A 25,130-nucleotide genomic window follows, 5' to 3' on the forward strand; every position below is an offset into this window, starting at 1 on the left:
GAGGGATCAGAGAACCACCCCCGTGGTCCGCATGATTTCGGCACGGAGCTCGGGCAGGCCCAGTCCCTTTTCGGCCGAGGTCACGGCCACCGCCGGAAATGCCGCCGGGCGTTTGGAGATGGCCTTCAGGGTCGCGGCCTGGACCGTATCGCGCTCATGCGCCTTGATCTTGTCGGCCTTGGTCAGGACGATCTGATAGCTGACGGCGGCCAGGTCCAGCGCATCCAGCGCCTCGGTGTCGACCGACTTCAGCCCGTGGCGCGCATCGATCAGCAGATAGACCCGCTTCAGCGTGACGCGTCCCCTCAGGTAGTCGCGGCCCAGGTTCTGGAACTGGCGCACGGTCGATTTCGACGCCTTGGCCCAGCCATAGCCCGGCAGATCGACCAGACGCAGCTTGCCGTCCAGGTCGAAGAAGTTGACCTCGCGCGTGCGGCCCGGCTCGTTCGAGGCGCGGGCCAGCTTGTGCATGCCGACCAGGCCGTTGATGAGGCTGGACTTGCCGACGTTGGACCGACCGGCGAAGGCGATCTCGGGCAGATCCGGCTCGGGCAACTGCTCGATCTTGGCGGCCCCCATGACGAAGGTCGCGGGCCGCGCGAACAGCACCCGCGCGGCCTCGATCTCCTCGTCGGAATAGTCGGTCAAGCCGGCGACTTCCTGAGCTTGGCGATGAAGCCGTCGATCGGGTTGTCGGCCTTGAAGCGGTGCATGATGAAATACTGCTGGCCGATCGACAGGATGTTGTTCCACGCCCAGTAGACCAGCAGCCCGGCCGGGAAGTTCGCCATGATGAAGGTGAACATCAGCGGCATGAACATGAAGATCTGGCGCTGGATCGGGTCGGGCGCGGGCGGGTTCATGGCCTGCTGCAGCCACATGGTGAAGCCGTACAGGATGGCCAGCACGCTCAGCGCCAGGGTGAAGCCGCCCCCTGCGTGATGCGACAGCAGGTTGCCGACCAGCGGGGCGGTCGCCGGGTCCCACGGGATCAGGCCGAACAGGGTCCAGATGTTGGTGGGGTCCGGCGCCGACAGATCGCGGATCCAGCCGAAGAAGGGCGCGTGCCGCATCTCGATGGTGACGTAGAGCACCTTGTACAGCGCATAGAAGACCGGGATCTGGACCACGATAGGCAGACAGCCCGCCAGCGGATTGATCTTCTCCTTCTGGTACAGCTCCATCGTGGCCTTCTGCTGGGCCTGCGGGTCGTCCTTGTGGTCCGCCTTGATCTTCTCCATCAGCGGCTGGAGCTTCCGCATCTTGGACAGGCTCTCGTAGGACTTGTTGGCCAGCGGGAACATGATCAGCTTGATCGTCAGCGTCAGCAGCAGGATCGCCACGCCGAAGTTGCCCACGACGCCATAGAAGAACTCGACCAGCAGGAAGATCGGCCGCGTCAGGAAGAACAGGAAGCCCCAGTCGATCGCATAGATGAAGCGCGGCAGGTCGTACTGCTTCTCGTATCCCGACAGGATCTCGTTGCGCTTGGCCCCGGCGAACAGGTGCTGGACCTCGGTCACCTGACGGCCCGGCTGGATGGTGCGCGCGGCACCCAGCATCCGGGCCTCGTGGATGTCGTAGGTGGCGGCGTCGGTGACGCGGAACTCGGCCTGGATGGCCTCGTCCTGCGGCGGGATCAGCGCCGCCATCCAGTATTTGTCGGTGATGCCCAGCCAGCCGCCGGTGGAGGCGAACGCCTCGCGCGGCTTCTTGGCCCAGTCCTTGTACTTCAGCTGAGTGGTGGCGAAACCGTCGCCCTTGGAGAAGGTGCCGATGCCGCCTTCGTGCAGGATCTGGGTCTTGCCGAGCGCCGGCGGCACGCCCTGACGCTCGACGCGACCATAGGGGGCGATGGTGATGGGGGCCGTGCCCAGGTTGGCGACCGTGTCGGTCACCGTGAACATGTATCGCGCGTCGATCGAAAGCACGCGGGTGAAGCGCAGGCCCTGGCCGTTGTCCCAGGTCAGGGTGACGGGCGTGGTCGGTGTCAGCGTTGATCCCGATGTCAGCCGCCAGACCGTGTTGGCCCCCGGAACGCCGCCGGGCACGTTGGGTCCGGTCCAGCCGAACTGGGCGAAATAGGCGTGCTCCATGCCCTGCGGCCGGAACAGTTCCTCGTAAGGCGAGGCCGGGTCGATGGTCTGGCGATAGTTCTTCAGGAACAGGTCGTCGATCCGCCCGCCCTGCAGCGACAGCGACCCCTGCAGCGTCGGGGTGTTGACGGGAATGCGCGCGACATTGCCCAGGGCCTTGGTGCGGTCGGTAACGAAGGTGACCGGTCCGGTCGCGCCGGTGGAGGCGGGGATGCCGGCCGTGGGCGTGCCCGCGGCGGCGGCCGTCTGCTCCAGCGTCTGGGCGGCTTCGGCTTCCTGCGCAGCCTTCCGCGCCTGCGCCTGCGGGCCCATGACGAAGATCTGGTACAGGATCAGGATGACCGCCGTGCACACGGCGAAGATCACCATGTTGCGCGTATTTTCGTTCTTCATGCGGGTCAGGGGTCCTGAGGGGGCGTGCCGGTTGCAGTCTGATCGGGGGTCGTGCGGCCGTCGTCGGCCTTGCCGGACCGGCCGGGGCCGGGGGTCGTGGCCAGCCTTGTAAGCGCCGTTTTCACATCGTCAAGCAAACGGTCCCATGGCCGGTCCGCCGTGCCCTGGCGCGCGATCAGCACATAGTCGCTGCCGGGCAGGCCATGCAGGAGAATGAGCGCCCGCGCGGCCTCTCTCAGGCGGCGCTTGCAGCGGTTACGATCCACCGCGCCTCCGACCTTTCGAGTGGCGGTGAAGCCCAGGCCGATGGCCGGATCGCCGTCGTTCCGCTCCAGCCGCTGGACCACCACCGCCCCTCGCGCCAGCGAAACGCCCTTGGCGGCCGCCAGGAACTGGGGCCGCTTGGTCAGGCGCTGGATTTTGTGGGTGTTTGTGATGATCCTCGATCCCTTATCCCTCTCCCATCGGGAGAGGGCTTGAGGCTCGCAGAGCGCAGCGATGCGCCAAGCCGAAAGGGTGAGGGGTTAGGGTGGGAGCCGGTTCGCACCGTAACTCCTCACCCTTTCGCGCCCGTCCGATCGCCTGCGGCTCTCGGGCGCTCAAGCCCTCTCCCGATGGGAGAGGGGCCATGCGTTGTTAAGCCGTCAGCTTCTTGCGGCCCTTGGCGCGGCGGCGGGCGACGATCTTCTGTCCGTTCTTGGTGGCCATCCGCGAACGGAAGCCGTGACGGCGCTTGCGCACGAGTCGCGACGGCTGATAGGTCCGCTTCACGGTCGGCTCCAGGGGCTATGAGTGATGCGCAAGGACAAAGGCGTCCTTCGCAGGAAGGGCGGGCGTATAAGGGGGCGGGCTTCGGCTGTCAACGCCGGGAAGGGGTCCCGGACGTCGCTGGAGCGTTGAGGCATCATGGATCGCATCAAGAAATACCTGCCCCTGGTGGTCCTGGCCTGCGTCATCGCCCTGATCTTCGCCATGGGCTGGAACCGATATCTGTCGCTGGACACCCTGCGGGACCACGGGGCCGAGCTGCGGGCCTATGCGGCGGCGCACTATGTGCTGGCCCTGCTGGCCCTGATGGCGGTGTTCGCTATCCTGACCGCCAGCGTGGTGCCTGGCGTCTTCTTCGTGACCATCACGGCGGGCTATCTGTTCGGTCCCTGGGTCGGCGGGGTGTCCACCGCCATCGCCGCCACGATCGGGGCCCTGATCGTCTATGCCGTCGCCCGCTCCGCGCTTGGAACCGATCTGCGCCGGAAGGCCGAGCGCGATCAGGGCATGCTGAAGAAGGTCTGCGAGGCGATCGATCGCGACACTTTCTGGTATGTGCTGGCGTCGCGTCTGGCCGTGGTGGTGCCGTTCCACATGATCAATGTCGCCGCCGGAATCATGTCTGTGCGTCTGGTTCCCTACACCATCGCTACGGTCATCGGCCTGCTGCCCGCCCACATCATCTACTGCTGGATCGGCTCGCGGCTGAACCAGCTGCTGGCCACCAACCCCAATCCCGACTTCCAGGCCCTGTTCGGTCAGTTCTGGATGCCGATGGCGGGGGTGTTCGTGCTCGCCGTCGTCCTGCCGCTGGCCCTGAAGGCGGTCCAGAGCCGCCTGCCCGGAGCCGCCACGCCGTGAGGTCGCCAGAGGTCCACACGCCCGGCCTGCTGGACCGCCTGCGCCTTCCCGCAGACTGGCGCGAGAGGTTGCGTCCCCAGGCCCCGGATGGCCTGTCCTCGCGCCTGTTCCTGCTGACCGTTCTGTTCACCCTGGTGGTGGAGGCGCTGATCCTGGGCCCCAACGCCGCCTCCTTCCACGAGCGCTGGCTGCTGGACAGGCTTCAGGCGGCGGAACTGGCCTCGGTCGGGGTGGAGGCCCTGCCCTACAGCGCCGTGGACGAGCAGACGGCGGATCAGCTGCTGCGCATCGGCGGGGTTTCGGCCGTGGCCATAAGCGACCAGGGCGTGATGCGCCAGTTGCTGCGCGCGCCCAACCTGCCCCGCGCGCCCGATTTCATCGACCTGAGGCGTCGCAACCTCGGGGCGCGTCTGTTCGACCCGATCCACACCCTGCTCGCCCCGGCCGACCGCTCGATCCGCGTGCGAGCCGCCCCCCGCTACCGGTCCGGCGATTTCATCGACGTGGTCGCGCCCGCCGAGCCGCTGAAGCAGGAACTGCAATCCTTCTTGCTCAACAGTCTTCTGGTGTCGCTGCTGATCTCGGCGGTGGCCGGCGGGCTGCTGTATGCCGGTCTGGCCTTCCTCGTGCTGCGTCCTCTGCGCCGCGTGACCCGCTCGATCGAGGGATTCGCCGCCGACCCGAATGCCACAGCCGATCCTCCCTCGAACCGCCACGACGAGATCGGTCGCGTCGAGCGCGAACTGGCACGGATGCAGGAAGAAGTCCGCCTGTCGCTGCGCTCCCGCTCGCGCCTCGTGGCGCTGGGGGAGGCGGTGGCCAAGATCAACCACGACCTGCGCAACATGCTGACCTCGGCCCAGATCGCCTCCGACCGCCTGGCCGACTCGGCCGACCCACAGGTGGCCAAGGCTTTGCCGCGCCTCGAACGCGCCCTCGGCCGGGCCGCCGCCCTGACGCGCAACGTGCTGGACTATGGCAAGTCCGAGGAACCTGCCCCTGTGCTCGACCGCATAACCCTCGCTCCGGCCGTCACGGCGGCCGCCGAGGATGCCGGGCTGGAACCCACCGGCGTCAAACTGGTCAAGGCCATTCCCCCTCGCTTCGTCGTCCATGCCGACGGCGATCAGCTGCACCGCATTCTGGTCAATCTGATGCGCAACGCCCGTCAGGCCATCGAGGGCGACGCCACCCGGGCCGCCCGCCGCAAGGGCGCGGCCCGCGGCTCGATCCTGATCGAGGCGGAAGCCTTCGATCAAGGTTGCGTCATCCGGGTCATCGACGACGGCCCGGGCATTGCCCTTCGCTTGTCCGAACGCCTGTTCGAACCCTTCGTCAGCGGGGCGGGCGCTGACGGCACCGGCCTGGGCCTGACCATCTCGCGCGAACTGGCCGCCGCCCACGGAGGCGAGCTCCGCCTGGTCGAGACCGGTCCCAACGGGACGACGTTCGAGCTGCGCCTGCCGGGGTAGGCTACTCAGTCCGCGCCACGCCTTCTCGCCGGTCGTCTGCTCCGCCGTCCCAGTGGTCGCCTCGCCAGATGCCGCCGTGCAGGCCTGAGTTCTCGGACGTATTGGGGGCCAGGATGATGCCGTTGGCTTCGAGGCCCGCCTCCAGCGTCGGTCCGAACCGCGACGTGTCGGCTCCGAACCCCGGACCCTTGGCCACCAGATTGGGCAGGTCGAACGCCGCCTGCACCGGCAGACCCCAGACCAGCGTCCCGATCAGCCCCTTGGCCACATAGGCCAGGATCGACGACCCGCCCGGCGATCCCATGGCCCCGACCAGGCGCCCCTGCCGATCCAGGATGATGACCGGCGACATCGACGAACGCGGCCGCTTGCCCGCAGCCACCGCATTGGCCACCGGCAACCCCTCCGGCGTCGTCGGGGTGAAAGAAAAGTCCGTCAGCTGGTTGTTCAGGAAATAGCCGTTGGCCATCCGACCCGAGCCGAACACGCTCTCCACCGTCGTCGTCATCGACACCGCATTGCCCGCTGCATCGACGACGACCAGGTGGGATGTGCCGGCCGGTTCGCGTGTGGCGTCCGGAGCGCGGAAAATCCCGCCCGGCGGTGTCCCCGCGCTCGCCGCGCCTGTCAGCCCGGGGGCCAGCGCCGCGCGTCGGGCCACATAGTCCGGGTCCAGCAAACCAGCCACCGGCACCCCGACGAAGGCCGGGTCCCCGACATAGCGGTCGCGGTCGGCGTACATCAGCCGCTGCAGCTGGGCGAACATGGTCCAGGCCTCGGAACTCGTCTCGCCCTGGGCCAGGGCGGCAGCGGCCACCGGCGTCTCGGCCATGGCCAGCAGTTGAAGCAGGGACACCCCACTGGACGGCGGCGGCGGGATGCACACGACATAGACCCGGAACGGCCGGCACAGGGCCTCGCGCGCGATGGGTCGATAGGCGGCCAGATCGCGGGTGGTCAGCGATCCCGGCCGGGTTCCCGCGTGCACCGTATCCGTGATCGCCTGGGCCAGCGGGCCGGAATACAGCGCCCCGGCACCCTCGCGCGCCAGGGTCGCGATCGTGTCGGCATAGGTTGGGTTCCGCAGCGTGTCGCCCGCGACGTAGCGCGTCCCGTCCGGCTTGGTGAAATAGGCGTTGGCCCATTCGGTGCGGGCCTGCCCCCCCGTAGCGGCGATATAGCCGGCCAGACGCGGGCTGACCGTGAACCCCTCGCGGGCCAGCCGCTCGGCGTCGCCGAACAGCGCGGACCAGGGCAGGGTGCCGTGATCCTTCTGCGCCTGGCCCAGCATGGCGACCGCGCCCGGCACCCCGGTCGACCGCCCGCTCAGCACCGCGTCCATGAAGGGCAGGGGCCGCCCGTTCTCGTAGAACAGCTCGGGCGTCGCGCCCGCCGGGGCCGTCTCGCGCCCGTCATAGGCGGTGACCTCGCCCGTCGCGGCGTCGAACACCATCATGAACGACCCGCCCCCCAGTCCCGACGACTGCGGCTCGACCAGCCCCAGCACCGCCTGGATCGCCACTGCCGCATCGACCGCCGATCCTCCGCGCCGCAGGATCGCCAGCCCCGCCGCGACCGCCAGTGGATTGGCGGCTGCCACGAACGGTCCGCGCGCGGGCGCGACCTGCGCCGCTGTACCAGTGCCTGTGCCGAAACCCGAACTGGACGTTGCAGACAGCGTCTGGCACGCCGCCAGGCTCACGATCAGCACGGCGGCGAACAGCGGGCGGAGCGGCGATATCGACATCTTGGACCTTGGCAAAACGGGCAGACACGCAGGCGTGCCCACCGACCTAGGCCCCACCGCCTCACCCGCCAAGACCTCGGCGACGCCTGGTCACTCACTTTGCCCGAAATCCGGGTTGCGCACCCGGGATCGACCCGCTAGATACCCGCCCTCGCCGAAAGGCCTGTGCGCGCCCGTAGCTCAGCTGGATAGAGCATCAGACTACGAATCTGAGGGTCGGACGTTCGAATCGTTCCGGGCGCGCCATTTTCTCCAACACAGTTCGGCATGCCTGTTCGCGGTGCTCGCCAATGCGGTCGGGATCCTCTCGGCCGCTTCGGAACCTTGCCGTGAGCGAGGGACTATAGGGCCGTGGGGGCTGGAGACACCGATGGCGCAGTTTGATTTCAGTGTGAGGCGGGGCTTGCGAGCGGTCGAAGGCTTGCTGCTCAGTTTTCCGATCGCCCTGTTCACGAGCGGTGTCGTCACCGACATCGCCTATCTGAAGACGGCCGAGGTTCAGTGGACGAACTTCTCGTCCTGGCTGATCACGGGCGCCCTGGTCTTCGGCGGCTTTTCTGCGGCTTGGGCGCTCGTCTCGCTCGTGCTGGGCCTGCGCGGTCCGGACAGGAACGTGCGGGCGATCTATTTCGGCGTTTTGGCGGCGATGTGGGTGCTCGGCCTGATCAACGCGTTCAAGCACAGTCAGGACGCGTGGAGTTCGGTCGGCGCCTTCGGCCTGACGCTCTCGATCCTTTCCAGCCTTCTCGCCCTCGTCGCGGGTGTCATCGCCTTCTCCGGCGTCAATGCACGGGAGATCGTTCGATGATCCGCTCCCTTATCGCCGCCACGGCGATCGCCCTGGTGTTGGCCTCGTGCGGACAGAGCGATCCGGGTCTCAGGCAGACAGGGGCCAATCCCGACCTGCCGGACACGCGCGAGACCCTGGTGCCCTCCATGAAGATCGCCGATCCGATCGGCTGGAACGGTCAGGTTCCGACCGTGCCCGCCGGGTTCACGATCACCGCCATGGCGACCGACCTGCGCATCCCGCGCCAGATGCTGGTGCTGCCGAACGGCGACATCCTGATCGCCGAGGGGCGGGGTGGTCATGATCCGGTTTTGAGGCCCAAGGACATCATCGCCGGCCCAATCAAGGCGCATGGCACGACCCAGGTCGAGAGCGGCAACCGCATCACCCTGCTGCGCGATGCGAACAACGACGGCCGCCCCGAAGTCCGCACCGTCTTCATCGACAATCTGGACGCGCCCTATGGCCTGGCCTTCGTGAACGGGGCCATCTATGTCGCCGAACAGGGGGCGCTGCTGCGGTTCGACTACCAGCCCGGCCAGACCCGGATCACGACCGCGCCGCAGGAGATCACGAAACTTCCGTCTCGGATCAACCACCACTGGACCAAGTCCCTGACCGCCAGCGCCGACGGGCTGACGCTGTATGTCGGGATCGGATCGAACAGCAATATCGGCGAGCGGGGGCTGGACGTCGAAGAGAACCGGGCGACGGTCTGGGCGATCGACCCCGTCACGGGCGCGCACCGGACGGTGGCGACGGGGATTCGCAATCCGACCGACCTCGCGATCGAACCCCAGACCAGCGCCCTGTGGGCGGTCGCCAACGAGCGTGACGAGCTTGGGTCGCAACTGGTCCCCGATTATCTGACGTCGGTGCGCGAGGGAGCCTTCTACGGCTGGCCCTACAGCTACTACGGCCAGAACGTCGATCCCCGCGTCCGGCCCCGGAACCCCGAGATGGTGGCGCGCGCCATCGCCCCGGACTATGCGCTCGGATCGCATGTGGCCGCCCTCGGCCTGTCGTTCGCCACCAGCGGCGGGTTCGGCGGGACCTGGTCTCAGGGGGCCTTTGTCGGGGAGCACGGCAGCTGGAACCGTGAGGATCCTGCCGGCTACAAGGTCGTGTGGGTCCCCTTCGCCAATGGCATGCCGGCGGGACCGCCCGTCGATTTCGTGACCGGCTTCATGACGGCGAACGGCACGCGCGGCCGACCTGTGGGCGTGGAGTTCGATTCCGTGAAGCGCGTCCTGCTGGTCGCGGACGATCTGTCGAACACCATATGGCGGATCGCGCCGCGCGCCACTGGGCCCGCGCGCTGAGGCGGCCTTGGCCGAAGTTCAGAACGGGAAGAAGATCGGGATGGCGACGACGCCCGCGACCCAGGTGACGAGGTTCAGCGGCACGCCGACACGAACGAAGTCCATGTATTTATATTTGCCGATCTGGAAGACCAGCACATTGGTCTGATAGCCGAACGGGGTCGCGAAGGCGGCGCTGGCCGCCATCATCACCGCGATCAAAAACGGCCGGGGATCGACGCCCAGACTGTCGGCGAGGGCGACCGCGACCGGCGTGATCAGCACGGCGACGGCGGCGTTGGACAAGAACTCTGTGGCGAACAGGGTCACGCCATACAGGATGGCCAGGGCCACCAAAGGCCCGAACGGTCGAATGAAATCGATCAGCAACGCCGTGCCGGACGCCGCAAGCCCGGTCACCTCGATCGAAAGCCCGACGACGACCATTCCGGCGATGAGCAGCAGGACTTCCGGCCGCAGGCCTGAATAGGCCTCCTCCGGGCTGATCACCCGCAGCAGGATCAGGATCACCGCTCCGGCGAAGGCGGAGGCTGCGATCGGCGCGATGCCGAGCGCGGCGGCGGCGATGACGCCGATGAAGACCACCAGGGAAATCGAGGCACGACGGAGATCGAACGGCCGATCGACCGCGAACAGTTCGGCGTCCCCCATCAGGCCGTCGCCGGTCTGCTCATGTGGGCCGTGGACGTCGGCCTCCTCGTCGGCCCGTCCCGCCAGCAGTCGCCCGCCGATCAGGAACAGATAGAGCCCCCCCACGGCCGCGATGATGAGGGCGACCGGGGTGATCTCGAACATGCCGAACACGGGCTGGCCGGCATTCCGGGCCATGTCGTTGACCAGCAGGTTGGTCGATGTCCCGATCAGGGTGCAGGCTCCGCCCATGATGGTGATGTAGCTGAGCGGGATCAGGAAGCGCTTGGGCGACAGGTTCAGCGAGTTGGCGACGTCCTTCACCACCGGCGCGGCCAGCACCACGATCGGGGTGTTGTTGAGGAAGGCCGACGCCCCGCCGCACAGGACGATCACCAGCCAGAGCCCGGCCGCGCCGAGCCGGGCGCACAGCGCCGTCGCTTGACGGATCAGCAGCCCGAGCAGGCCCGACAGCTCGATGGCGTAGGCGATGACGAACAGGCAGGCCAGGGCGATGACCGCCGGACTGGCGAAGGCGCCCTGGACCTCGACGGGCCGGATCACCCCCATCAGCAGCAGAGCGGCGGCGGCCGACAGCGCCGCTACATCCGAGCGGATCTTGCCGTGGATCAGGACGCCGACCACGACGACCAGAACGGTCAGCGCCGCGATCTGATTGAATTCCATACCCCTTGCAGACCCCCGGAGCGGGCTTGGGTCAAGCCTCGTCCGTGGCTAAGACGCCAAACCAGACAGGTTCGTGCTACTGTAAGCGGCATGTCACGCCTTGATCGCTTCCCATCCCGCCGGCCGGTTCTCACCGCGACGCTTCTCTCTCTCGTCAGTCCGATGCTGGTCCAGTGCGACCGGAACGTCAGTCCGCCGCCGCCCATGGCGACGGAAGCGCCGGCCGAGACGCCGACGCCCACGCCGGTGCTCGCCCCGGCCCCGTTGTCGGCCCTGACGCGCGGCGAACTGGTCAGCGCGGCGGGGCGGGCGGCCTCGGCCTATGCCGCAGGGCAGGTCCCGACCGAGACCGATCCCCTGGTCGGCCGTGGATTTGCCGTTCGCATTCCCTTCGGCTGCACGGGCCCCTCCGAGGCGATCGAGGGCACAGGCAGCGATGGTGTCGCCCGCTGGACGTGGGGGGCCGATCGCAAGACGATCCAGCTCAGCCTGACGCCAGGCGACTGGACCGGCTCGGCCCTGGCTTTCCAGCCCGCGCCTGCCCCGAACGCCGCGCCGGCATGGGAGGCGGTCGAGGGGTTCTGGGTTCCGCGCCCCTGGCTCGCGGCAGAGACCTGTCCTGATGTGCGCGCCGATCCTCTTTTGACCCGGCCGGCGCCGGCCTCGCCACAGACGGTCGGCATCGCCGCTGTCTTCGAGGCGGGTGGGTCGCGGATCGGTCGTCGCAACGGCCGGGCCTATGCCTTCACGGTACGGGCCCAGGGCGACCAGCCGTTGACCGCGCCCACCGGCGGCTATCGGCTGCTGCTGGAGGGCCGCGTCGTGGGCTTCCCGGGCGGACGGGCCATCCGCTGCCGGGCATCGGGACCTGATGAACGGCCCGTCTGCGTCGCGGCCGTCCAGCTGGACAAGGTCGCGTTCGAGGACGCCGCCGGGACCACGCTCAGCGAATGGCGGCCCGGCTGATCGACAGGCCAGCGCGCCGTCAGTGAGCCATGGCCGGCAGATGCGCCTTGTCGTGCTTGCCGACCTGACCGATCAGGGTCTGGCCGGCGGCGTTCATGCCCAGCAGCACGACCTCCGCCCCCTGGCGGCGATAGCGGAATACCACTTTATCGACGGCATCGACGCCGGTCAGGTCCCACAGATGGGCGGCGGACAGGTCGATCTCGACCCGCTTCGGATGCCCGTGATGCTCGAAGCCGGCGGCGAAGACCTCGGCCGAGGCGAAGAACAACTGGCCCTCGACGCGATAGCGCAGGACCTCGTCACCCTCGTCCGTCAGGGTCGTGACGACGATGGTCTTGCCGACCTTTCGCATGAAGAAGACGGCCGACAGGACGACGCCCAGCATCACGCCCTTTGACAGGTCATGCGTGGCGACGACCGTCACCGTCGTGGCGATCATGACGATCGAGGACTGCACCGGCGTGGAGCGCAGCTTCATCACCGATCCCCAGTCGAAGGTGCCGACCGAGACCATGATCATGACCGCGACCAGGGCAGCCATCGGGATCTGCGCCACCCACTTCTGCAGCACCAGGATCAGGAACAGCAGGAACAGCCCGGCCCAAAGCGTGGACAGTCGCCCGCGGGCTCCCGAGGTCACATTGATCAGCGACTGCCCGATCATGGCGCACCCGGCCATCCCCCCGAACAGGGGCGACACGATGTTGGCGATGCCCTGGCCGCGCGTCTCGCGATCCTTGTCCGACGGGGTGTCGGTGATGTCGTCCAGCAGGTTGGCGGTCAGCAGGCTTTCCAGCAGGCCGACGAAGGCGAGGGTCGCTGACACCGGCGCGATGATGGCGAACGTCTCCCAGGTCAGGGGCAGGACCGGCAGGTGGAAGAACGGGAGGGTCGTCGGCATCTGGCCCATATCGCCCACGGTGCGCACATCGACCTTCAGCACCATGACGAAGACGCTGATGATGATGATCGCGACCAGCGGCGAGGGCACGGCGCGCGTGAACCGGGGCAGGCCATAGATGATGACGAGGGCGGCGGCGACGAGGGCGAAGGTCTGCCAGTTGGCGCCGATCAGTTCAGGCATCTGGGCCATGAATATCAGGATGGCCAGGGAGTTGACGAAGCCGGTCATGACGCTGCGCGAGACGAAACGGATGTATCGGCCAAGTTTCAGCAGGCCGATGCCGATCTGGAACACGCCGCACAGGATCGAGGCCGCGAACAGATATTCCAGCCCGTGGTCGCGAACGAGGGTGACCATGACCAGGGCCATGGCGCCCGTGGCGGCCGAGATCATCGCGGGGCGACCTCCGACGAAGGCGATGGTCACCGCGATGACGAAGCTGGCGTACAGCCCGACCGCCGGATCGACGCCGGCGATGATCGAAAACGCAATGGCTTCAGGGATCAGGGCCAGGGCGACGACGGTTCCGGCGAGCAGATCGCGCCGGGGGTTGGCGAGCCATTCGCGGCGCGCCGAGGTGATGAAGGTCATGATCGGCAGTCGTGTCGGACGGCGCGTCGCCGTCACATCAGGTTTCCCGAGGGATCGGCGCCCGGGATAGCCACCCGGTCGAAGTCGGGTCCATCGCTCGGACCCTGATTGCAGCCTGTCCGCCTGCAACGCAATCCCCCAGCCCTCGGTTCGGCGAGGTGACGTCGCAACGCGAAACATCATACAGTCAGGGTTCGCGCGTCGCGGCCAGGGGGACCAGCCATGCCAAATCTGGAGCTGTCGCCCTTTGATGCTGCGGCCATCCTTATCGTGCTCAGCGCTGCCTTGGGCTGGGTAAACCATCGCTACCTCAAGCTGCCGGGGACGGTGGCCATGACGATCATGGGGGCGCTGGCCTCCCTCGTGGTGATAGGCGTGGACGCGGTGCTTCCGGGAAGCCGGGTGTCGGATGCCGTGACAGGCTTTCTCAACGACATCGATTTCCACGAAACCCTGATGAACGGCATGCTGTCGTTCCTGCTGTTCGCGGGCGCGCTGCACGTCGATCTCGAGCATCTCAGGAAAGGCCGCTGGCAGATCGGCATTTTGAGCACCATCGGCGTTGTGGTCTCGACCTTGATCGTCGGCGGCGGTCTTTACGGCCTGAGCCGCCTGGTCGGCATAGAGGTTCCTCTCATCTGGTGTTTCGTGTTCGGCGCGATCGTCAGCCCGACCGATCCGGTCGCCGTCATGGGGGTGCTCAAGACGGCGAAGGTGCCGCCGACGCTTCAGGCCACGATCGCCGGAGAAAGTCTGTTCAACGACGGCGTCGGCGTCGTGGTGTTCTCCATCCTGCTGGCGACGGCCGTCGGCGGGGAGGCCTTTTCCCTGGTCCATGCGGGGGAGCTGTTCCTGATCGAGGCGGTGGGCGGCGCGATTCTCGGCGGCGTGGTCGGCTGGATCGCCTACCGCGCCATGAAGGCCATCGACGACTATTCGGTCGAGGTGATGGTGACCCTGGCGACCGTGATGGGCGGCTATGCCCTGGCCCACGCCCTGCATATCAGCGGCCCGGTCGCGATGGCCGTCGCCGGCCTGATCGTCGGCAACCAGGGCGTCAGCTACGCCATGAGCGACAACACCAAGGACTATCTGCTGAAGTTCTGGGCCCTGATCGACGAAATCCTGAACGCGGTCCTGTTCCTGCTGATCGGGCTGGAGGCGGTGGTGCTGGCCGATCGGCTGGGTCTATTGGGTCTGGGCCTGCTCACGATACCGCTGGTTCTCGTCGCGCGGGCGCTTTCCGTCGGGGTGCCGTTGCTGTTCTGGCGCAACCTGCTGCCGTTCAAACTGGCGTTTCCGGTCATCACCTGGGGCGGGCTGCGGGGCGGCATCTCCATCGCCCTGGCCCTGTCCTTGCCAGGCGGACCGATGAAGGACGTCCTGGTCGCCGCGACCTACGTCGTCGTGCTGTTCTCGGTCGTCGCGCAGGGCGGCACGATCGGCGGACTGGTCAAGCGTTGGACGTCCTCCAGCGCCTGATGGACTCGGCGGCGCGGCCGTAGGCGTCGGCACTGGACCCGGCCTGGTCGTGGGAAATCGACCGGGCGTGCGGACGCCGGCCTGCTGCCCTCATCCTTATGCTCGCCTTATGCCGACCCTCCGTTTGCGCATGGAGCGCTTACGCCTCCCGGTGCTCAAACCCGGCAGTGAACGAGGCTGGAGGTGTCGGCATGGCCGATCTGATTTTCCTGGCGATCGGCGGGGGGGCGTTCATCGCCTTCGCCGCTCTCGCCGTTGCGCTGAAGCGGGTTTGACGATGCTGGTCGCCATCCTCTGGGGGGCCGGCGCGGTCGTCGTCGCCGTCTATATGGTCGCGGCATTGCTGCGCCCCGAGCGGTTCTGAAGGAGCCGCTGTCATGACCATTCAAGGATGGGCGGAGATCGCCCTTACGATCGGTCTGGGTGCCCTGATCGGCTGGCCCCTGGGCGTCTACATGTCGCGCGTCTGGAATGGCGAGCGGACCTGGCTCGACCCGGTGATGAAGCCGGTCGAAGGCCTGTTCTATCGCGCCGCCGGGGTGAACCCGGCGCACAGCCAGGGCTGGCTCGGCTATGCGGGCGCCCTGCTGGCGTTCAACGCGGCGGGATTCCTCCTGCTTTATGCGCTGCTGCGCTTCCAGAACGTGCTGCCGATCAACCCGCAGGGCTTCGAAGGCCTGTCGCCAGACCTGGCGTTCAACGTCGCCGTCAGCTTCGTCACCAACACCAACTGGCAGTCCTATGGCGGGGAGACGACGATGTCGCACTTCAGCCAGATGGCTGGTCTGACGGTGCAGAACTTCCTGTCCGCGGCGACGGGGGCGACCATCGCGGCGGCGCTGGCGCGGGCCTTCGTCGCCAGTCGCGGCGAGGGCATCGGCAACTTCTGGGCCGACATGACCCGCACGACCCTGTGGGTCCTGCTTCCCCTGTCGCTGGTCCTGGCCGTCGTTCTGGTCGGCCTCGGCATCCCCCAGACGCTGGCGGCATCCGCCCACGCTGCGGGCCTGGAGGGCGGGTCTCAGACGCTGTCGCTGGCACCCGTCGCCAGCCAGCTGGCCATCAAGCAACTGGGCATCAACGGCGGCGGCATCTTCAACGTCAACTCGGCCCACCCGTTCGAGAACCCCACGCCGCTGACCAATCTGATCACGGCCGTCTCGATCAATGTGCTCGGCTGGGCGGCCTTCTTCGCCTTCGGCCGCAGCGTGCTGGCCAGGAAGGACGTGCGCGCGCTCGCCGTCGCGGCCCTTGTGCTGCTCAGCCTCTCGGGCGCGGCGATGTATGCGATCGAGACCCAGCCCGCCCCGGCGCTCGTGGCGGCCGGCGTCGAAGCCTCGGCCAATATGGAGGGCAAGGAGGTCCGCTTCGGGGTTCCGGCCTCGGTCGCCTGGGCGACCATGACCACCGGGGCCTCGAACGGCTCGGTCAACGCCATGCACGCCAGCTTCATGCCGCTGGGTGGGGGCCTGCAGATGTTCCTGATGCAAGTGGGCGAAATCCTACCTGGCGGGATCGGATCCGGGATCGCCGTCATGGTGGTCATGGCCCTGCTGGCGGTGTTCGTCGCCGGTCTGATGGTCGGTCGCACGCCGGAATATCTGGGCAAGAAGGTCGAGGCCCGGGAAATCCAGTACGCCATGGTGGCCGTGCTCGTCCTGCCCCTGGCCATCCTGGGCTTCTCGGCCGTGGCCGCGGTTCTTCCGACGGCGCTGGAAGGTCTGTTGAGCGACGGACCGCACGGTCTGTCCGAGATTGTCTACGCCTACACCTCGGCGGCCGCCAACAACGGCTCGGCCTTCGCCGGCCTGACCGCCAACTCGCCCTGGTGGAACACGACCCAGGGCCTGGGGATGCTGTTCGGCCGCTTCGTGCCCGCCATCGCCGTCCTGGCCATCGCCGGCAGCCTGGTCGTCAAGCCCAAGCTGGCGCCGAGCCCCGGGACCCTGCCGACCCACGGGCCGCTGTTCATCGGCCTGCTGATCGGCGTCATCCTCATCTTGGGCGGGTTGCAGTTCTTCCCCGCCCTCGCTCTCGGTCCGATCGTCGAGCACTTCCAGGTGCTGGGCGTGGTGGCCGGGCTCTGATCGGACATCCGGACATGACCTTCGCACACCCCGAAACCACCGCCGAGCCCGGCCGTGTATCCGCCCTCGCCGGTGGCCTGTCCGGTTCAAGGTCGAGCCGCGCGCTCGTCGATGCCTTCGTCAAGCTGGACCCCCGTCGTCTGGTTCGGAACCCGGTGATCTTCACCACCTGGATCGTGGCCCTGCTGGCGACGATCTCGGCCATCGCGGCCGTCGTCGCGGGCGAGGCGGCCGGCTTCGCCATCCAGCTCGCCCTGTGGCTGTGGGCGACCGTGCTGTTCGCGAACATCGCCGAGAGCGTGGCTGAAGGGCGCGGCAAGGCGGCGGCGGACAGCCTGCGCGCCACCCGCGTCACGACCAAGGCCAAGCTGATCGTCGATCCGAAGACCGGCCTGACCGTCCCGACGCCGGCCGGAGAGCTGCAGATGGGTCAGATCGTCCTGGTCGAGGCGGGCGATGTCATCCCCTCCGACGGCGAGATCGTCGAGGGCATCGCCTCGGTCAACGAGGCCGCGATCACCGGCGAGAGCGCGCCCGTGATCCGCGAAAGCGGAGGCGACCGCTCGGCCGTCACCGGTGGCACCACGGTGGTGTCCGACTGGATCAAGGTCCGCATCACCTCGGCCCCGGGCTCGACCTTCCTCGACCGCATGATCGCGATGGTCGAGGGGGCCAACCGCCGGAAGACCCCGAACGAGTTGGCGCTGTCCGTGCTGCTGGCCGGTCTGACCCTGGTGTTCCTGATCGCGGTCGTGACTCTTGTCGGACTCGGCGCCTATTCGGGTGTCGATCTCGATCCCATCGTGCTGGGAGCTCTGTTCATCACCCTCATTCCGACGACCATCGGGGGGCTGCTGTCCGCCGTCGGCATCGCCGGCATGGACCGGCTGCTGAAGGTCAATGTGCTGGCCACCTCGGGCCGTGCGGTCGAGGCCGCCGGCGATATCGACACCCTGCTGCTGGACAAGACCGGCACCATCACCTTCGGCAACCGCATGGCCACGGACGTCATCCCGGTCCCCGGCGTCCGACCCGAGGCCGCCATGCGCGCCGCCGTCATGGCCTCTCTGGCCGACGAGACGCCCGAGGGCCGCTCGATCATCGAACTGGGCCGCAACGCCGGTCTGTCCGTCGATCTGCCCGAAGGCGCCAAAGCCATCCCCTTCTCGGCCACCACGCGACAGTCGGGCGTGGATGCGCCAAACACGAAAGGGGGCGTCAAGTCCTGGCGCAAGGGCGCGGTCGATGCCGTCCTGAAGTCGCTGGACCTGACCGACGCCCAGACCCCGGCCGAGTTCCGTCAGGCGGTCGATCGGATCGCGCGCTCGGGCGGCACGCCCCTGGCCGTGGTCGAGAACGGCGTGCTGTTCGGGATCATACACCTCAAGGACGTGATCAAGCCTGGCATGAAGGAGCGGTTCGCCGACCTGCGCCGCATGGGCCTGCGCACGGTGATGATCACGGGCGACAACCCGGTCACGGCGGCCGCCATCGCCAGCGAGGCGGGCGTCGACGACTACCTCGCGGAAGCCACGCCCGAGGACAAGATGCGCCTCATCAAGGCGGAACAGGCCAAGGGGCGTCTTGTCGCCATGTGCGGCGACGGGGCCAACGACGCCCCGGCCCTGGCCCAGGCCGACGTCGGGGTCGCCATGCAGACCGGGGCCCAGGCCGCGCGTGAGGCCGGCAACATGGTCGATCTCGATTCCGATCCCACGAAGGTCATCGAGATCGTCGAGGTCGGCAAGCAACTTCTGATCACCCGCGGCGCCCTGACCACCTTCTCCATCGCCAACGACGTGGCCAAGTATTTCGCCATCATCCCCGCGATGTTCGTGGTCGCCCTGCCGGCGCTCGGCGCGCTGAACGTCATGGGGCTGCACAGCCCCGAGAGCGCCATCCTGTCGGCGGTGATCTTCAACGCCCTGGTCATCGTCGCCCTGATCCCGCTGGCGCTTCGCGGCGTCAAATACCGCGCCATCGGGGCCGGGGCGCTGCTGTCCCGCAACCTGCTGATCTACGGCCTGGGCGGTCTGATCGCGCCGTTCGTCGGTATCAAGCTGATCGATGTCGTCATCTCCGGGCTGGGCCTGGCCTGAGCCGTCGAAGCAAGGAATTCCCCATGCTCAACCAACTCCGTCCCGCGATCGTCATGGTCGCTCTTTGCACCCTGCTGCTCGGGATCGCCTATCCGTTCGCCGTCACCGGCGTCGCCCAGGTCGCCTTCCCGGCCCAGGCGAACGGCAGCCTGATCCGCGACGCCGACGGCACGGTGCGGGGTTCGGCCCTGATCGGCCAGCCGTTCGCCGCGGCGCGCTATCTGCACCCGCGTCCCTCGGCGGCCGGCGAAGGCTATGACGCCTCGGCCTCCTCGGGATCGAACCTGGGTCCGCTCGACCACAGGCTGGCCGAACGCATCCACACCGACGCCGACGCTATCCGGGCCGACACCGGCGCGACGATCATCCCCGCCGACGCCGTCACCACCTCGGCTTCGGGCCTCGACCCCCACATCTCTCCGGCCTACGCTCGTCTTCAGGCGGCGCGGGTGGCGCAGGCGAGAGGGGTCGACGTGGCGGCGGTGCAGCAGGTGATCGACGCGAACACCGAGGGGGCCCTGCTCGGCTTCATCGGCCAGCCGCGCGTCAATGTGCTGCTGACCAATCGGGCGCTCGACGCCCGCTTCCCTGCCGCGACCTGACTTGCCGGAGACGCCGCCCCCTTCCGATCCGTCGAAGGTCGCCGCGAAGCGACCCAAGCGGGGTCGGCTGAAGGTTTTCCTCGGCATGTCGCCGGGGGTCGGCAAGACCTATGAGATGCTGCGCGCCGCCCGACGCCGAAAGGCCGAGGGCGGCGACGTCGTTGTCGGTGTCGTCGAAACCCACGGCCGACGCGAGACCGAAAGCCTTCTGCGGGGGCTGGAAGTGATGCCGCGCAGCCCGATCGACTACAAGGGCCGCGCCCTGATGGAGTTCGACATCGACGCGGCCCTGGCGCGCAGGCCCGGCCTGCTGCTGGTGGACGAATACGCCCATTCCAACGTCCCTGGGTCGCGCCACCCCAAACGCTGGCAGGACGTCGAGGAGATCCTGTCCGCCGGCATCGACGTCTGGACCACCCTGAATGTCCAGCATCTGGAAAGCCTTTCCGATGTGGTGCTGCGCATCACCGGCGTGCGCCAGCGCGAGGCCGTGCCCGACAGCGCCCTGAGCGGCGCCGACGACATCGAGGTCGTCGACATCACCCCCGACGAACTGCGCAAGCGCCTCGCCGAGGGCAAGGTCTATGTGCCCGAGACCGCGCGCCTGGCTTCGGAGAACTTCTTCAAGGTCGAGAACCTCACGGCCCTGCGCGAGATGGCCCTGCGGCGCGCCGCCCAGACGATCGACGATCAGCTTCTGGCGACCCTGCGCGAGCGCGGCGTCGAGGGGCCGTGGGCAGCAGGCGAACGCATCCTTGTCCTCGTCGGCGGCGACGCGATCGCGACATCGCTGGTGCGGGCCGGCCGACGCCTGTCCGACATGACGATGGATGCCCCCTGGACCGTCGCTCATGTCGAACGTCCCAATCAGCCGGTATCGACGCCCGAAGGCCGCGCGAGGGTCAGCGAAGCCTTCGCTCTGGCCGATCAACTGGGCGGGCGCACCGTGGTCCTGACCGGCGATGACGTCGTTGGCACGGTGATGGACTACGCCGACCGCAACAACGTCACCCAGATCGTCATCGCCAAGGGCCGGGACAGCCGCATCAACGAGGTTCTGGGACGATCATTGGCGGCCGAACTGTTGCGCTCGGCCCGAGGCGTCGCCCTGCACATCGTCACGGAACCCGGCGGCCTTTCCGGGAACCGCCCGCTCAGGACCCTCGGCGCCCAAGAGCCCGGACGCGGGTGGGGCTATGTGGTCGGCACGGCTTTCATCGGCACCGCGACGGGGCTCGCCTACACGCTCGACCGGGTGTTCGAGCGGGTTGATCTCGGCGTCCTGTATCTGTCCGCCGTTCTGGCCGCCGGGGTCCTCTACGGCCTGAGACCGGCGCTCGCGGCGGCGACGCTCGCCTTCCTGACCTACAACTTCCTGTTTCTGGAGCCACGCTACACCTTCCTGATCGGGTCCCCGACGGACCTCCTGACCCTGATCGTGTTCTGGGCGGCCGCCTCGGTCGCCGGTGGCTTGGCGGGGCGGGTCCGCGACCAGGCCAGACGGGCCCAACGGCGCGCATCCGCCGTCTCGGCCCTGCTTGCCGCAAGCCAGGCCCTGGCGAATGCGGAGGATCGGCTTGAGACCGCCCAGGTGCTCGCCGAACAGACCGCCGCTGCGGCCGGAACCAGGGCGATCGTCTTCTTGCCGGTTGATGACGACCTGACGCCGATCGCGGGTGCGCCGGACCTGGAGCCGCTGGACGCCGCGACCCTGACCGCCGCTCGCTGGGCCTGGGAGCGCGGGGAGCCGGCGGGCTTCGGCACGGGAACCCTGCCGCAGACGGGCTGGACGTTTCGTCCTCTGCAGGGGGTGCGGTCACGCGCCGGCGTGGCAGGCATCGAAGCCCGGGCCCTGGCGCCGGGATCGGACGAGGAGCGGCTGGCGCTGGCCTTGCTCGACCAGGGAGCCGTCGCCCTGGAACGGGCGCAGCTGGCCGGCGACGCTGTCGAATCCGAGACCCTGCGGCGGACCGACCGTTTTCGGGGAGCCCTGATGAACTCGGTCAGCCATGACCTGCGCACGCCGCTCTCGACCGTGCTCGGGGCCGCCACCACCTTGATCGACTACGGGCCGAGCCTGAGGCCCGAGGTGCGCCAGGACCTGCTGTTCAGCATCCGCGAGGAGGCCGAACGCCTCAGCCGCTATGTCGGCGACCTTCTGGACATGACCCGGCTCGAGGGTGGTGCGCTCAATATCAAGGCCGACTGGACCGATGTCCGCGACGTCCTGAACGCGGCGGCCGAGCGGGTTTCGCGTCGGCTCGGATCGCGCCGGCTGACGCGCGATTTTCCCGCGCAGCTCAGCATGGTCAGCCTGGACCAGGGACTGCTGGAACAGGCCCTGGTGAATATTCTGGAGAACGCCATCGCCTACAGCCCCGACGGCTCGACAATCGAATTGGCGGCCTATGAAGATCGGGGTTCGGTGGTCATCAGCATCGAGGACGAAGGCAAGGGCATTCCCACGGCCGAACTGGAACGGGTGTTCGACAAGTTCCGCCGCATGGACGAACAACCCGACCGCTCCAAGGGTGCCGGTCTCGGCCTCGCCATCGGCAAGGGCTTCGTCGAGGCCATGAACGGCCGGATCGCCGCCGCCAGCCCGATCCTGGACGACCACGGCACCCGCATCCTGATCAGCCTGCCCAAGTCCATCGCCACCCATTCGAACCTGCTATAGAAGCCCATGTCGGCCGCCAGACCCCGCATCCTCGTCATCGACGACGAACCGCAGATCCATCGCTTCCTGTCGCCCGCGCTGGAGGCCGCCGGCTATGAGCCCAAGCGTGCCGACAGCGGTCAGGAGGGTCTGCGCGGCATCGCCCTGTGGAGCCCCGACGCCGTGGTTCTCGACCTCGGCCTGCCCGACATGGACGGCAAGGATGTCCTGACCCGTGCCCGCGAGTTCTACACCGGCCCGATCGTCATCCTGTCCGCCCGCGACCGTGAAGCCGAGAAGATCGAGGCGCTCGACCTGGGCGCCAACGACTATGTCGAAAAGCCCTTCGGTGTCGGTGAGTTGCTGGCCCGCATCCGGGCCGGTCTTCGCCAGACCGCCGATCCCGCCGCGCACAGGGGTCCCGTCATCGCTGGCGACGTGATCATCGATCTGGACCGTCGACTGGTGACACGCCATGGCCAAGCCGTGCGGTTGACCCCCAAGGAATACGACCTGCTCGGGCAGCTCGCGCGGCGGCCCGGGAAGCTGATCGGCCACGCCGCCCTGCTCACCGCCGTATGGGGAGCCGCCCACGTGTCTGACACCCAGTATCTGCGCGTGGTGATCGGCCAGCTTCGGCAAAAACTGGAGGCCGACCCCGCGCAGCCCGTGATGATTCTGACCGAACCCGGCGTGGGCTACAGGCTTCAGGCGTAAACGCCCGCCGAACCCCGTCCCCGCTGCCGACCGGACCTGCCCCAGACCGGTTCGTGCAGCGGGCTGTTTCCCCCTGTGAACGCCCCATCCCGAATCCCTGACATCGCCTGTCGGCGAACCTGTCAGAATGACGATAGCCCCTGCGGCGTATTCATCTTTTAGAGATTAGATCAGAATAAAATCATCTGATGCTGATGATCCGGTTCATGCGCAGGAAAGGGTCGGCCGCGATAGAGTTCGCTATCGTGGGCCCGGTCATGATCCTGCTGCTGATGGGCATGGTCGTCTATGGCGGCTGGTTCTGGCTGGCCCAGAGCGTCCAGACGCTGGCCACCGAAAGCGCCAGGGCGGCCGTCGGAGGCCTGGACGCAGCGGAACAGGAGCGGCTGGCGCGCGACTTCATCACGCGCGAGGCACAGGCCGGCGCCGGCCTTGATCCGGCGGCGCTGGGTGTCTCGGTGAGCAGCGACACGACGGCGATCCGCGTCCAGGTGTCATTCGACGTCAGCCATCATCCGCTGATGGCCATGGCCGCCGTCCTGCCTCCCCCACCGTCGGTGATCCGCAGGACGGCGGTCGTCCGGACCGGAGGCTACTGAGGTGGCCGCGCAGGGCCGCTTCGTCGCCGACGACGCCGGCGGCGTCGCCCTGATGGCGGCGGCGGCCGGCGCATTGATCTGCGCCCTGGCGGCGATCACGATCGACCTGGGATCACTGGCCCTCAGAGGGCATGCCCTGCAAGGCGCGGCCGACCTGGCGGCGATGTCGGCGGCGCGCAGCCTGCCGCAGGCCGATCTGGCGGCGCGGGCGACGGCGCAGGCCAATCTGACGGACGTCACAAGCCATGTCCTGATCGGTCGTTACATCCCCGATGCGGTACGCGCGCCCGCCGATCGCTTCGTGGCGGCCAGTGATCAGGCGAATGCGGTCCGGGTCACGCTGGATCAGGCCTCGCCCCTGTATTTCGGGCGCTGGATCCTGGGCCGGGACGTGATCGTCCTCAGCCGCACGGCCACGGCGGCCGTCACGGCCGACCCGCCCCGCGCCATGTTCTCGATCGGCTCGCGCCTCGCGTCGCTGAACGGCGGGGTCGCAAACCAGCTGCTGACCGGCCTGACCGGCAGTTCGGTGTCGCTGAGCGCCATGGACTATTCCGCCCTCGCGGCCGGCCGGGTCAATCTTCTGGGCTATTCCGACGCCCTGGCGACCGAACTGGGCCTGAGGGCCGGAGACTACGACGCGCTTCTGACCCGGCAGATCGACGCCGGCCGGGCCCTGCGGGTGCTCAAGGATCTGGCGGGCGACCAGGCGGATTCAGCGCTGTCCAAACTCACGACGCCCGCTTCGGGCACCACGGTCCGGCTGGGCGATCTGATCGGGGCCGAGGCCGGGGCGGGGCAGGGACTGGCGGGCGGGCTGGACGCCTCGGTATCCGTGCTCGATCTGGTGATGGCGATGCTGGAGACGGGCGGCCGTCGTCAGGTGCAGCTGGGACTGGGCGCTCAGGCCGGCGTGGCCGCCTTGACCGCGTCGCTGGCGATCGGCGAACGGCCGAACCGCTCGCCCTGGCTGACCGTCACCGGCACGGGCGCGCCGATCATCCGCACGGCCCAGGCCCGGCTTTATGTAAAGGCGCGGACCGCCCAGAAGCTGTCGGGCCTGGCCCAGGTGGACCTGCCCGTCCTGATCGAGCTGGCGGCATCGGAAGCGCGCCTGGACGCCATCGACTGTGCGCCCCGAACGGCCACCCTGGGCGTCAGACCGGGACTGGCCAAGGCCACCGTCGGCACCATCGACGAGACCAGGCTGGACGACTTCACCCGGCCTTTGTCGCCGACGTCCGCGACCCTCATGTCCGTGCTTGGTGTTGTGTCTCTCACGGGATCGGCCCGGGTCGATATCGCCGACGTCGGCTTCCGCCCGGTGACGTTCAGCGATGCGGACATCGCCGCTCAGCGCATGCGGACGGTGACGGCCTCGAGCCTGACCACAGGGCTGATCACAAGTCTCATCCAGAACCTGGACGTCGATGTCCACGTGCTGGGCCTGGGTCTGGGGCTGGGCGGCATCGTTCAGGCCCTGGGGACCTTGCTGGCCCCTTTGGGGCCGGTGCTGGACGGCGCGCTGGCCCCGGTGCTCGACTTCGCCGGTCTGCATCTGGGTCAGGCCGATGTGAGGGTGCACGGCGCCACCTGCCCGACCGCGCTGGACGCCCGTCCCGTTCTGGTGGGTTGAGATCGAGGCCTCCGGGGCC

The 25,130-nt window shown here is 68.1% G+C and carries 21 protein-coding genes, 1 tRNA gene and 1 other annotated feature; of the genes, 15 read left to right on the plus strand and 7 right to left on the minus strand.

Features of this window, described 5'->3' with window-relative positions; all coding sequences use genetic code 11:
* Window positions 1–6: 6 nt before the first annotated feature.
* From yihA to rpmH, 4 genes are all read right to left on the minus strand, one after another.
* Entirely contained in the window at window positions 7–648 is a 642-nt protein-coding gene (yihA, locus tag AC1DW4_RS08865) for a ribosome biogenesis GTP-binding protein YihA/YsxC (RefSeq protein ID WP_477016876.1), read from the minus strand.
* Entirely contained in the window at window positions 645–2,489 is a 1,845-nt protein-coding gene (gene yidC, locus AC1DW4_RS08870; RefSeq protein ID WP_477016877.1) for a membrane protein insertase YidC, read from the minus strand. Before yidC ends, yihA begins: the two co-directional genes overlap by 4 nt.
* A 5-nt stretch (window positions 2,490–2,494) precedes the next feature.
* A complete protein-coding gene (rnpA, locus tag AC1DW4_RS08875) occupies window positions 2,495–2,926 on the minus strand; it encodes a ribonuclease P protein component (protein ID WP_477016933.1) in 432 nt (143 codons plus the stop codon).
* 199 nt (window positions 2,927–3,125) lie between these two features.
* Window positions 3,126–3,260 (minus strand): 50S ribosomal protein L34, encoded by a 135-nt coding sequence (gene rpmH / locus AC1DW4_RS08880; protein WP_013268133.1) that lies wholly within the window; start codon window positions 3,258–3,260, stop codon window positions 3,126–3,128.
* Window positions 3,261–3,395: 135 nt separating this feature from the next.
* On the opposite strand from rpmH, the gene AC1DW4_RS08885 reads away from it, so the two are divergent.
* Both AC1DW4_RS08885 and AC1DW4_RS08890 read left to right on the plus strand, forming a co-directional pair.
* On the plus strand, window positions 3,396–4,118 hold the full coding sequence (locus AC1DW4_RS08885) for a TVP38/TMEM64 family protein (protein WP_477016878.1): 723 nt from the start codon (window positions 3,396–3,398) through the stop codon (window positions 4,116–4,118).
* Window positions 4,115–5,590, plus strand: a complete 1,476-nt coding sequence (locus AC1DW4_RS08890) for a sensor histidine kinase (RefSeq protein WP_477016879.1) — start codon at window positions 4,115–4,117, stop codon at window positions 5,588–5,590. The genes AC1DW4_RS08885 and AC1DW4_RS08890 overlap by 4 nt, the downstream gene beginning before the upstream one ends.
* 1 nt (window position 5,591) lies before the next feature.
* On the opposite strand, the gene AC1DW4_RS08895 is transcribed toward AC1DW4_RS08890, so the two are convergent.
* The gene (locus tag AC1DW4_RS08895; RefSeq protein ID WP_477016880.1) at window positions 5,592–7,337 is read right to left on the minus strand and encodes a gamma-glutamyltransferase family protein; all 1,746 of its coding nucleotides are present in this window, start codon (window positions 7,335–7,337) and stop codon (window positions 5,592–5,594) included.
* Window positions 7,338–7,506: 169 nt separating this feature from the next.
* Between AC1DW4_RS08895 and AC1DW4_RS08900 the strand changes: the two genes are divergently transcribed.
* From AC1DW4_RS08900 to AC1DW4_RS08910, 3 genes are all read left to right on the plus strand, one after another.
* A tRNA-Arg gene (locus tag AC1DW4_RS08900) sits at window positions 7,507–7,583 on the plus strand.
* A 34-nt stretch (window positions 7,584–7,617) separates the two neighbouring features.
* On the plus strand, window positions 7,618–8,145 hold the full coding sequence (locus tag AC1DW4_RS08905) for a DUF2231 domain-containing protein (protein WP_477016881.1): 528 nt from the start codon (window positions 7,618–7,620) through the stop codon (window positions 8,143–8,145).
* Window positions 8,142–9,449: a PQQ-dependent sugar dehydrogenase gene (locus AC1DW4_RS08910; protein WP_477016882.1), complete on the plus strand. Its 1,308-nt coding sequence runs from the start codon at window positions 8,142–8,144 to the stop codon at window positions 9,447–9,449. The genes AC1DW4_RS08905 and AC1DW4_RS08910 overlap by 4 nt, the downstream gene beginning before the upstream one ends.
* 18 nt (window positions 9,450–9,467) lie before the next feature.
* Here the strand turns inward: AC1DW4_RS08910 and AC1DW4_RS08915 are convergent, their stop codons facing one another.
* Complete coding sequence (locus AC1DW4_RS08915; RefSeq protein WP_477016883.1) at window positions 9,468–10,766, minus strand: SLC13 family permease; 1,299 nt, start codon at window positions 10,764–10,766, stop codon at window positions 9,468–9,470.
* A 90-nt stretch (window positions 10,767–10,856) separates the two neighbouring features.
* Between AC1DW4_RS08915 and AC1DW4_RS08920 the strand changes: the two genes are divergently transcribed.
* Window positions 10,857–11,732, plus strand: a complete 876-nt coding sequence (locus AC1DW4_RS08920) for a hypothetical protein (RefSeq protein WP_477016884.1) — start codon at window positions 10,857–10,859, stop codon at window positions 11,730–11,732.
* 19 nt (window positions 11,733–11,751) lie between these two features.
* On the opposite strand, the gene AC1DW4_RS08925 is transcribed toward AC1DW4_RS08920, so the two are convergent.
* Complete coding sequence (locus AC1DW4_RS08925; RefSeq protein WP_477016885.1) at window positions 11,752–13,230, minus strand: SulP family inorganic anion transporter; 1,479 nt, start codon at window positions 13,228–13,230, stop codon at window positions 11,752–11,754.
* A gap of 40 nt (window positions 13,231–13,270) precedes the next feature.
* Window positions 13,271–13,325: a sequence feature (sul1 is cis-regulatory element that is thought to sense ions involved in sulfur or methionine metabolism; They are found in Alphaproteobacteria), on the minus strand.
* A 127-nt stretch (window positions 13,326–13,452) separates the two neighbouring features.
* On the opposite strand from AC1DW4_RS08925, the gene AC1DW4_RS08930 reads away from it, so the two are divergent.
* From AC1DW4_RS08930 to AC1DW4_RS08970, 9 genes are all read left to right on the plus strand, one after another.
* Window positions 13,453–14,712 carry a cation:proton antiporter gene (locus AC1DW4_RS08930; protein WP_477016886.1) on the plus strand — a complete coding sequence of 420 codons (1,260 nt, stop codon included), beginning with the start codon at window positions 13,453–13,455 and terminating at the stop codon, window positions 14,710–14,712.
* Between the two features lie 277 nt (window positions 14,713–14,989).
* Window positions 14,990–15,076 (plus strand): potassium-transporting ATPase subunit F, encoded by an 87-nt coding sequence (locus AC1DW4_RS08935; protein WP_077357265.1) that lies wholly within the window; start codon window positions 14,990–14,992, stop codon window positions 15,074–15,076.
* 13 nt (window positions 15,077–15,089) lie between these two features.
* Window positions 15,090–16,799, plus strand: a complete 1,710-nt coding sequence (gene kdpA, locus AC1DW4_RS08940) for a potassium-transporting ATPase subunit KdpA (protein WP_477016887.1) — start codon at window positions 15,090–15,092, stop codon at window positions 16,797–16,799.
* A gap of 14 nt (window positions 16,800–16,813) precedes the next feature.
* Window positions 16,814–18,898, plus strand: coding sequence for a potassium-transporting ATPase subunit KdpB (gene kdpB / locus AC1DW4_RS08945; RefSeq protein ID WP_477016888.1), 2,085 nt, complete (start codon window positions 16,814–16,816; stop codon window positions 18,896–18,898).
* A gap of 23 nt (window positions 18,899–18,921) precedes the next feature.
* The gene (kdpC, locus tag AC1DW4_RS08950; RefSeq protein ID WP_477016889.1) at window positions 18,922–19,500 is read left to right on the plus strand and encodes a potassium-transporting ATPase subunit KdpC; all 579 of its coding nucleotides are present in this window, start codon (window positions 18,922–18,924) and stop codon (window positions 19,498–19,500) included.
* A gap of 85 nt (window positions 19,501–19,585) precedes the next feature.
* A complete protein-coding gene (locus AC1DW4_RS08955; RefSeq protein WP_477016890.1) occupies window positions 19,586–22,180 on the plus strand; it encodes a DUF4118 domain-containing protein in 2,595 nt (864 codons plus the stop codon).
* A 6-nt stretch (window positions 22,181–22,186) separates the two neighbouring features.
* Entirely contained in the window at window positions 22,187–22,876 is a 690-nt protein-coding gene (locus AC1DW4_RS08960; RefSeq protein ID WP_477016891.1) for a response regulator, read from the plus strand.
* A gap of 188 nt (window positions 22,877–23,064) precedes the next feature.
* A complete protein-coding gene (locus AC1DW4_RS08965) occupies window positions 23,065–23,475 on the plus strand; it encodes a TadE/TadG family type IV pilus assembly protein (RefSeq protein WP_477016892.1) in 411 nt (136 codons plus the stop codon).
* A 1-nt stretch (window position 23,476) separates the two neighbouring features.
* A complete protein-coding gene (locus tag AC1DW4_RS08970) occupies window positions 23,477–25,111 on the plus strand; it encodes a TadG family pilus assembly protein (RefSeq protein ID WP_477016893.1) in 1,635 nt (544 codons plus the stop codon).
* Window positions 25,112–25,130 lie beyond the last annotated feature (19 nt).

The organism is Brevundimonas sp. P2_A6, assembly GCF_056404975.1.

What these genes read in the sequence shown, in the direction of transcription:
- AC1DW4_RS08920 (WP_477016884.1), top strand. Translation starts at nt 10,857, where the DNA reads ATGTCACGCCTTGATCGCTTCCCATCCCGCCGGCCGGTTCTCACCGCG.
- AC1DW4_RS08915 (WP_477016883.1), bottom strand. Translation starts at nt 10,766, where the DNA reads ATGGAATTCAATCAGATCGCGGCGCTGACCGTTCTGGTCGTCGTGGTC.
- AC1DW4_RS08910 (WP_477016882.1), top strand. Translation starts at nt 8,142, where the DNA reads ATGATCCGCTCCCTTATCGCCGCCACGGCGATCGCCCTGGTGTTGGCC.
- AC1DW4_RS08925 (WP_477016885.1), bottom strand. Translation starts at nt 13,230, where the DNA reads ATGACCTTCATCACCTCGGCGCGCCGCGAATGGCTCGCCAACCCCCGG.
- yidC (WP_477016877.1), bottom strand. Translation starts at nt 2,489, where the DNA reads ATGAAGAACGAAAATACGCGCAACATGGTGATCTTCGCCGTGTGCACG.
- AC1DW4_RS08895 (WP_477016880.1), bottom strand. Translation starts at nt 7,337, where the DNA reads ATGTCGATATCGCCGCTCCGCCCGCTGTTCGCCGCCGTGCTGATCGTG.
- kdpB (WP_477016888.1), top strand. Translation starts at nt 16,814, where the DNA reads ATGACCTTCGCACACCCCGAAACCACCGCCGAGCCCGGCCGTGTATCC.
- AC1DW4_RS08955 (WP_477016890.1), top strand. Translation starts at nt 19,586, where the DNA reads ATGTCGCCGGGGGTCGGCAAGACCTATGAGATGCTGCGCGCCGCCCGA.
- AC1DW4_RS08930 (WP_477016886.1), top strand. Translation starts at nt 13,453, where the DNA reads ATGCCAAATCTGGAGCTGTCGCCCTTTGATGCTGCGGCCATCCTTATC.
- AC1DW4_RS08885 (WP_477016878.1), top strand. Translation starts at nt 3,396, where the DNA reads ATGGATCGCATCAAGAAATACCTGCCCCTGGTGGTCCTGGCCTGCGTC.
- AC1DW4_RS08965 (WP_477016892.1), top strand. Translation starts at nt 23,065, where the DNA reads ATGCTGATGATCCGGTTCATGCGCAGGAAAGGGTCGGCCGCGATAGAG.
- kdpA (WP_477016887.1), top strand. Translation starts at nt 15,090, where the DNA reads ATGACCATTCAAGGATGGGCGGAGATCGCCCTTACGATCGGTCTGGGT.
- AC1DW4_RS08960 (WP_477016891.1), top strand. Translation starts at nt 22,187, where the DNA reads ATGTCGGCCGCCAGACCCCGCATCCTCGTCATCGACGACGAACCGCAG.
- AC1DW4_RS08935 (WP_077357265.1), top strand. Translation starts at nt 14,990, where the DNA reads ATGCTGGTCGCCATCCTCTGGGGGGCCGGCGCGGTCGTCGTCGCCGTC.
- kdpC (WP_477016889.1), top strand. Translation starts at nt 18,922, where the DNA reads ATGCTCAACCAACTCCGTCCCGCGATCGTCATGGTCGCTCTTTGCACC.